A 6,540-nucleotide genomic window follows, 5' to 3' on the forward strand; every position below is an offset into this window, starting at 1 on the left:
CACGAGGGAGCTCCTGCTCACCTCGTGTTTGCTTTATTTTAGCTAAGCCTGAGCTTGAGGTTTGAAGCCCTCCTCCTGAAGATATTCGCCAGCTTCACTGCGGGACTCGAAGGCCATCTCCAGATCGTGACCGGCATACACACACCACATGTCATTATCGTATTTCAGCGTAAGGATGTGCCCTTCCTCATCGACCCAAATTCCGCCGCCAGTCGAGAGTTTGGGGGCTGCTGATGCTTGTCTGTCGTTTGTTTCTTCTGGTAATTCTGAGGTACCTGATGCTGGTGCAGGTGCAGGTGCATCTGGATTGTAAGACATCGCCTGGAGGGTTGCATCCAGTAAAGTGCGCATGTCCTCTTCGGAGTAATCACGAATATTCACGAAGCCTTTGGCGTCGGTCTCGTATTCTGGCAGCAGCCCTGCATAAATATAACCGTTACCGTTCGGGTGAATATGGAGTGCTACAATCTTTTTCTCATAGGCGCTGTCTTCGTAATGGAAGTTCACACGTCCCAGGGAAACCTCTTTGCGCTGCAATTGGGGATAAGATCCCAAAATTTCGAGCTTTTGTTCAACGTTAAGCATAGTTGCCTCCTGTTACTGTTAGGTAGTGGGATTATACCACAGGTGGAGACGGGAAACATCTTCTGCTCATGGGCGAGTGTGCGAGATGAAGGTTGATTGACTTATCCTCCTATAGAGCTGTTAAAATACTACGTCCAAGCATTCTCAAGTGTTCCATCACTTGTAGATAAGGATAAGGTCCATAGCTTATTCGTGCTACGCCCAGAGCGGCGAGCTGTTGCGGGGAAGGTTTCTGAGCGGTCACCATCACGTTGACCGGAAGCGGCGAATGCTCGCACAGCTCTTGAATCAAGCGCTGATCCTGTAGTCCTGGAACGAAGATGCCGCTTGCACCGGCTTCTGCATAAGCTTTGCACCGTGTGAGTGCATTATTGATCAACGTATCATTATGCTGCTCTGCAGCATGCTGCAGAAACAAATCTGTACGTGCATTAATGAAAAGCGGAATGCCGGCCTGCTCAGCAGCTTCCCGGGCAGCCCCTAATCTCATAACTTGCTCTTCTATATTGTATATCCCATCACCAGAAGGCAGCTGATCTTCAATATTGATGCCGACGGCTCCGTGTTCGATAACGAGCAACACATTTCGACGTATTTCTGACACAGACCTGCCATACCCTCCCTCTATATCGACCGTTACAGGCAGATCAACGCTGCTTGTAATACGTGCCAGGTTAGCCAGCACCGATGAGAAGGGCAAAGCCTCTCCGTCCTGTTCCCCGTGTGCTGCAGCAACCGACCAGCTTCCCGTAGCGATAGCCGTGGCTCCGGTGGATTGAATGGTCTGTGCACTTCCCGCATCCCATACATTAACCAGAATGAGAGGGGTTCCTTTTACATGATACCTATGAAATTGCTCTGTCTTCTCTCTCAAAGTTTTCTTTACAACGCTCATCTGTGTACACTCCCTAATCCTTTTTAACGTCTCGTGATGTTGTGGGCTATCCTTGATGACGGACTATTTTCTGTTTTGTTTCTCATGCTTGAGTAGCCAGTCCTTGCGTGTCAGTCCTCCACCGTAACCGCCCAGCTCACCGCTCGAATTAATGACACGATGGCAGGGAATAACGATAGCCAGCTGATTGGCTCCATTGGCCTGTGCTACAGCCCGGTATGCTCCGGGTTTTCCCACTGCATTGGCAATCTCCTGATAGGATCTCGTTTCCCCGGCTGGAATTGATAATAACGCATCCCAGACCTCTTTCTGAAATGGTGTTCCTAAACAGAACAACGCTGTGTCGAATGCTGTTCTTTTGCCGTCGAAATACTCCGTTAATTCTCGTGCAATGGATTGAATGGGCTCCGTTGTGCCAGGCACGATGGCAGAGTGGGTCCGCTTGCGCAGACGTTCTACCTCACGCTCCAGGCCTCTGCGGTCAACGAACTCAAGCAGATACAGTGCCTGCTCGTCCGCGACAGCCATCATCGGACCAAGTCTTGTATCAATCCAGGCTGCCTTCAGCACTCGTTCTTCATCAACTTGGGTCGGGGCGGCGCCCATAATTCGTGAGAAGGCATCCCTGAATCCGCTGCTGGATTCATATCCGGTGGAGAGCTGACTATCAATGACCGTGCGTCCTGAGCGAATATGCTTGAGAGCCAGCCCCATTCGCCGGGCACGCGCATATGCGACAAAGGTCATGCCAAATCTTTTTTTGAACTGTCGGCGGGCTGTTGATTCATCAATGGACAACGCTCTGAAATCCTGAGCCTTCCAGCGTTTCTCGGGCTCCTTCTCCACAGCCTCGACCAGCATACGCACTACATCCGATACGTGGTTGGGGTGAGACAAGGGGCGGCAACGCTGGCAGGGGCGAAAGGATGCAAGCAGGGCCTGCTCCGCAGTCTCGTAGAATTCACAGTTCTCAAACTTCGGCTTCCGGGCGGGACAGGTAGGACGACAGAATACCCCTGTTGTGGTGACCCCGACATAAAATAAACCTTCATATTCTGAATCCTTGGTTAATAGTGCCAGATAATATCGTTCCTTCAGCTCAGCAGAGATCATATACTGCACGTCCTTACTTCAATAGAATCGCAATCTTTCCCTTATTATAGGCCAGGTTAACCGATACCATCGCCGAAAATCAGGCATTTATTCTGATATATATCACTGAATATTTTGGAATTAAGAGATTGTTCAGAATTTGTTTAGAATCAAGTGATAATATAGACCTATAAAACGAATTAAAAGATAGTATTAATTGCCTAGTTCATGTAGAAATAGAGAAAAAATTCGCGTTGTTAAACGAAATGGATATAGGTAATCAAGCTTAGGATTAGCGAATCAAGGAAGATGAAGATCGGGGGTCGATGAAAGATGAGATATTCCACGTACAAAAGCATTCACGAACACGGGCAGTCCTTACCTGCCAAATCAAGTATTTCTTATGTGAAGTCCCATTCTTTGCACCAGATGACGCATGGAGCCTTAATCAAGATGCTGATTACCATTAGTGTGTTTATCGCGGGTTGCGGTGTTGTGTTTACTGTGTCGGCTGGGGATGAGCCCGTTCTGCTGAATCAGAAGGTTGTCGTAACTTCAGGGGATACGTTATGGAGCATTGCGGTTGAACACAAACCGGAACAGATGGATACGCGGATATATGTCGAAGCACTGAAAGCCACCAATCGGCTACAGCAGGGAACCATTCAAAGTGGACAAGTGCTGGTTCTGCCACAATTTCAACGATAACTATAAGCAGTGGCTTTAATGAGTCTCTTCTTCTTTTTACGCATACTTATTCATACATGATCTTCACATGAACCGTATCATCCTGATTTTTTGATCTCATTTACATAATATGGAGCTTCATGAGGAACGATATGGTGTAGTGATGAATAGGGTTCATATTCGAAATCATGGATGCCCATGCATGTGTGGAGATGAAGGGAGAAGAGTGGCGTATGAATCAAGTGATCAACAGAATGGTGTTATACACAGCCGTGTTGTGTATGGTCCTTGTCGTTAACGCATGTGGTGCTAAAAATAATAAAGAGTCCGTTCAAGAGCATGCTTACCCGCAGTCCAAGCAACCGATTGAGGAAGCAGGACAGGCGGCCGTACCGAATGCGGAGGCCAAGAACAAAGCGGACGAGAACCGTGATAGTGCTGAAGGTCAGGAGAGCAAGATCAAGACACAGTCTGAAGCGAAGGCGTCCTCAGATGAAATACAGGTTGTTATTGACCAGTCGGAGAAACCGATGAAGGGTAACAGCTTTGATTTTGCAATCAAGCAGGTGCCGAAGGGTTACAGCTTAACGGAGATGCGCTGGACATCCAATACGGTCACGATTGTAAACTCTCTGGAGGAAGCGATTGAACATGGCAAGAACGGGGAGGACGGTTTTTATTTAAGTGGAAACGGGCAGTATTCCGGCTTGATCTATTCAGACGAGATGAAGGGTGAACGCGGGAAGGCTATATTTGTATTCACCAATGATAAGGGAAATGTGCTGATGTCCGAGAAGGAGATTCATTTGAAGTAGTGTCATGAGCACTCCAACTTTTGACACTGTGGCTCATCAAATAAGCGCGAAAATAGTTCAATTATAAGTTAGGTAAAGATCGACATAAGGCCAGCATTGCTGACCCTGCTGTCGATCTTTTTTTGAATTTTACAAGCGTTCAAGTAAATAACTGTTCGAGATATTGAATTCACTTCTACTCCTCACTTCAATGTTCAGTGTTTGTTAAGACCAAAGTAATAGAATGATGATATCAAATGAGGTGGAATGGTTTTTTATTCGGAGGGGGTAGTTATGAGTAAACAGGTTCGAAAGTCGATTAGTGCGTTACTTGTGTTTGTGCTGGTGCTGCAGGTATTTGCTGTAACTTCAATACATGCAGAAGGAGGACTTGAAGTACAGGATAAAAAAATTACGACAAAAGTCGGACTAAATGAAATTCAGTTAAATTGGGTTGAAGCTACATCTGTTAGTCCTGAGGATTTGATGTATTCAATATATATGTCAGATCAAGCGAATATCGATACAGTGTCAAACGCTGAAAAGAACGGGACCAAAATCAGTGGCCTGCAAAATGGTAGTAGCAGTTTTAAGATCGACAATTTAACATCTGGAGTAAAATATTACTTTAATATCGTTGCAAGCGATACCGATAGTAAGATTGCTTATTCAATGGAGGAAGTGAGCACCCTCTCTTCGTCAGCGCAAGCTCCATCAGTGACGGCAGATGATGAAGCGAATGTGATCATTGGCGCCAAGAATACGATGGAATATAGTGTGAACGAAGGTGCTGACTGGCAGGACTACGACACCACAGAGCCACCAAGCTTCAATGGCAATGCATCTGTATGGGTACGGGTGAAGGCCAGTAACAGTGAACCTGCAAGTCAGCACAAGGTACTAACTTTTACAGAAAATACGGAAACAAACCAGCTTGATTCATTGAACCTGGCTAAAAGTAAGGGGGATATTTCAGGCGTGTTAGCTGCGCTCCAGCACCCCAACTTGGGAATCTTGCTTCCTCAAGGCTTTAATCTCTGGAGTGACGATGAAAAGCAATCTGTGGCCGAATTTGTTACTATGATAAACGGTTCGACAGGTTATGTGAGCAAAGGTCAGGTTCAATATGCACTGGATATAGCTATAGAGCCAAGAAGCCTTTTTGATTCAAACGATTTATTGACTGTTGAGCAAAACATCACGGCCTATTTCGGGAATTTAGCTTATTTACCTCAGGTATTTGGTGCAAATACGGACGAAAGTATCCAGGCGTTATATGAGCTGGGAGAAAAGTATACTAATCTGTCATCAGTGGAAAAACAAATTTTCGCTTATCGTATCATGTTTTATGCGAAGCGCGACGGCCTCCCCTCTCATAAAATTCGAGAGCAACTGGATGCCATTTTGTCCACATATTCCTCTATTAATCGTGTAATTGATTCAGGAGATATGCATAACGTACTGATAAATCTTCGATTAATTCAGAAAGAGTCAACGGATTACAACAATGATCCTGATACAATCGAGAAGATGACCCCATTTTCGCTTGATTTGGATAAGATAGATCCCATTGAATATGAAACTGAACAAGAACTTGCTCAATGGATGATAGACCACCGTCCAGAGACGGGTTATGCAGACTACCAAGCGATACAAGAAACATTTGATGCCTTTTTTAATCCGGTAAAAGATCCACTCAAAGAGCTGAACACAGCAAAGAGTGAAGAAAATGTGAAGAATGTGCTGCAATTGATCAAGCTGCCAGAATGGCTGGACCTTCCAGAAGGATTCGAGAGCCTTCAGCCGGAAGAGCAGGAAATTGTTGCTCAGGTTGTGATGACATTTGTACCTTCAAGCTATGATTATCAATCCAAGGCAGAAGTGCAATATGCGCTGAAAATGGGTTTCGAAGGGGTTATGGCGGCGTTGCAAACAGACCCGCTATTATTTCAACAGCATTTGATCAGCTTCTATAGTCTTGTTAGTCAAGCTAATCAGTACATCTCATATCCAGATACTGGCGGCGTACAAATCGTGAGCCAGAAGTATGCCAAGCTCTCCAGCGTGGACAAGCAATTAATCTCTTATATTGCACAGCGTTTCTCTCAAGACGATGATTTTGTCATGAAGGATGCTTATATCGGTTATCTCATGTTGCTTTTACAGTATCCGCCTATTAATGAGCCTGCTACCCCGGAGGAAATGCTGGGGTCACTGCAAATGATTTACGAATATCAGCACTCATCAGAGGCCAATACGCCGGACAAGAAGTTTCCTCTGGACTTTGGCAAGCTTGCTACGATTACAAGCAATGAAACCAAGCAGGAGCAGCTTGCTCAATGGATGATAGACCACCGTCCAGAAACGGGTTATGCAGACTATCAGGCGATACAAGAAACATTTGATGCCTTTTTTAATCCGGTAAAAGATCCACTCAAAGAGCTGAACACAGCAAAGAGTGAAGAAAATGTGAAGAATGTGTTGCAA

At 45.6% G+C, this 6,540-nt stretch carries 6 protein-coding genes; 3 read left to right on the top strand and 3 right to left on the bottom strand.

What is annotated here, in order from left to right; all coding sequences use genetic code 11:
• Positions 1 to 42: 42 nt before the first annotated feature.
• The 3 genes from DFQ00_RS13690 to DFQ00_RS13700 form a co-directional block, all read right to left on the bottom strand.
• Positions 43 to 585, bottom strand: coding sequence for a hypothetical protein (locus tag DFQ00_RS13690; protein WP_110897038.1), 543 nt, complete (start codon positions 583 to 585; stop codon positions 43 to 45).
• Positions 586 to 694: 109 nt separating this feature from the next.
• Positions 695 to 1,480, bottom strand: a complete 786-nt coding sequence (locus DFQ00_RS13695; protein WP_110897039.1) for an isocitrate lyase/PEP mutase family protein — start codon at positions 1,478 to 1,480, stop codon at positions 695 to 697.
• Between the two features lie 63 nt (positions 1,481 to 1,543).
• Positions 1,544 to 2,593, bottom strand: a complete 1,050-nt coding sequence (locus DFQ00_RS13700) for a bifunctional transcriptional activator/DNA repair enzyme AdaA (protein ID WP_110897040.1) — start codon at positions 2,591 to 2,593, stop codon at positions 1,544 to 1,546.
• Positions 2,594 to 2,905: 312 nt separating this feature from the next.
• On the opposite strand from DFQ00_RS13700, the gene DFQ00_RS13705 reads away from it, so the two are divergent.
• The 3 genes from DFQ00_RS13705 to DFQ00_RS29170 form a co-directional block, all read left to right on the top strand.
• Positions 2,906 to 3,280 (top strand): LysM peptidoglycan-binding domain-containing protein, encoded by a 375-nt coding sequence (locus DFQ00_RS13705; protein ID WP_110897041.1) that lies wholly within the window; start codon positions 2,906 to 2,908, stop codon positions 3,278 to 3,280.
• Positions 3,281 to 3,492: 212 nt separating this feature from the next.
• The gene (locus DFQ00_RS13710; RefSeq protein ID WP_110897042.1) at positions 3,493 to 4,074 is read left to right on the top strand and encodes a hypothetical protein; all 582 of its coding nucleotides are present in this window, start codon (positions 3,493 to 3,495) and stop codon (positions 4,072 to 4,074) included.
• Positions 4,075 to 4,347: 273 nt separating this feature from the next.
• Positions 4,348 to 6,540, top strand: a 2,193-nt coding sequence (locus DFQ00_RS29170; protein WP_167433710.1) for a DUF4073 domain-containing protein, incomplete at its 3' end; no start/stop codon positions are given.

The organism is Paenibacillus barcinonensis, assembly GCF_003217495.1.
GTDB lineage: Bacteria > Bacillota > Bacilli > Paenibacillales > Paenibacillaceae > Paenibacillus > Paenibacillus barcinonensis.

Coding starts and splice junctions, on each gene's coding strand:
- DFQ00_RS13710 (WP_110897042.1), top strand. CDS start 3,493: ATGAATCAAGTGATCAACAGAATGGTGTTATACACAGCCGTGTTGTGT.
- DFQ00_RS13700 (WP_110897040.1), bottom strand. CDS start 2,593: ATGATCTCTGCTGAGCTGAAGGAACGATATTATCTGGCACTATTAACC.
- DFQ00_RS13705 (WP_110897041.1), top strand. CDS start 2,906: ATGAGATATTCCACGTACAAAAGCATTCACGAACACGGGCAGTCCTTA.
- DFQ00_RS13695 (WP_110897039.1), bottom strand. CDS start 1,480: ATGAGCGTTGTAAAGAAAACTTTGAGAGAGAAGACAGAGCAATTTCAT.
- DFQ00_RS13690 (WP_110897038.1), bottom strand. CDS start 585: ATGCTTAACGTTGAACAAAAGCTCGAAATTTTGGGATCTTATCCCCAA.